This is a genomic window from Streptomyces tricolor (assembly GCF_002155905.1).
GTDB classification, from domain to species: domain Bacteria; phylum Actinomycetota; class Actinomycetes; order Streptomycetales; family Streptomycetaceae; genus Streptomyces; species Streptomyces tricolor.
In genome coordinates, this window is sequence record NZ_MUMF01001049.1 from 1 (window position 1) to 1,247 (window position 1,247).

Sequence of the window (1,247 nt, forward strand, 5' to 3'; positions counted from 1 at the left end):
CCGGGAGGGCAGGCGGCGCGCGGAGATGTGCGGTACGGGGACGAAGCCGAGCCGCTTGACCGCGCGGGCGGCGGTCAGCCGGGTGGCGGTGTCCTCGCCGGCCAGGAAGGTGATGTTGATCCGGGTGCCCGGCGGGATGCTGTCCCGCGCCGCCTCGAGGCCGGGCACGTCCTTGCCGGTCATCTCCAGGGAGAAGTCGTCCAGCAGGTCGTCCTGCAGAGCGGGGTTCATCGTGCTTCTCGTGCTCCTCGTACGGCCGTCCCGGACCCGGCCGATGATGCCACGCGGGCCGCGGGGGCCCGCGGGCAGGGGCACCGGCCGCCGGTTTATGGACCTGTCGGCCGCCCCCTGTTTGGCCCTGGCCTGCGGACCAAGAGCGGGGCAGGGTGGTGTTCCCGATCACCGAGGAGGCCCTCTTGAGCGTTTCGTCGTCGCACCCGGCTGCCCGAGCGGTGGTGGCGTGACCGTGCGATTCCGGCATGCGGACCCGGTGTGGGCCGCGTTCCCCGAGCTGTCCGCGGGCGTGCTGTACGCCGCCGGCGTCGACGCCCCCGCGGACACCCGGCGGCGGGCCGCCGGGTACACCGACCGGGCCGTGGCCCGGCTGGCACGGGCCAGCGAGGGCGAGTTCCCCGAGGTGCTGGCCTGGCGGCGGACCTTCAGCCGGATGGGGGTGAAGCCCACGCAGTACCGGTCCGCCTCGGAGTCGCTGCTGCGCCGGCTGCGGAAGGAGGGGGCGCTGCCGCGCATCCATCCGCTGGTGGACCTGTGCAACGCCGTCTCGGTGGCGTACGCGGTCCCGGTGGCGGTCCTCGACGTCGACCGGATCACCGGGCCGCTGCTGGAGGTGCGGCCGGCTCGCGGGGACGAGACGTACACCGCGTTCGGCGGTGGCGTCGAGCGTCCCGCGCCCGGCGAGGTGACCTTCGTCGACTCCGCCGGCCGGGCGCACGCCCGCCGCTGGACCCACCGGCAGAGCGGGCACTCGGCGGTCGGCGCGCACACCGGGCGGGTGCTGGTGGTGGCGGAGGCGATGCACGACGGCGGCGCGGAGACCGTGGCCGAGGTGCTGAAGACGGTCGAGGAGGAGGTGGCGGCGCACTGGGCGGCCACCACGGCGACGGCCGTGCTCACCCCGGCCGCCCCGGAGTTCGTCTTCGGCCATTGACCGGCCGGCGCAGGGGGCACCGGCGCGTGACAGCATGAGCGGCGTGGACGAGGGGCGGGGTACGGACGGTCTCTTATAC

Annotated in this window: 1 protein-coding gene and 1 pseudogene; one reads left to right on the forward strand and one right to left on the reverse strand. The window is 75.1% G+C overall.

Annotation, left to right across the window (positions count from 1 at the left end; translation table 11 throughout):
• A pseudogene (locus CCN44_RS42650) lies at positions 1-231 on the reverse strand (methylenetetrahydrofolate reductase); the annotation flags it as partial.
• Between the two features lie 229 nt (positions 232-460).
• Between CCN44_RS42650 and CCN44_RS42655 the strand changes: the two are divergent.
• Positions 461-1,168, forward strand: a complete 708-nt coding sequence (locus CCN44_RS42655; protein ID WP_237481914.1) for a B3/B4 domain-containing protein — start codon at positions 461-463, stop codon at positions 1,166-1,168.
• Positions 1,169-1,247: the final 79 nt, after the last annotated feature.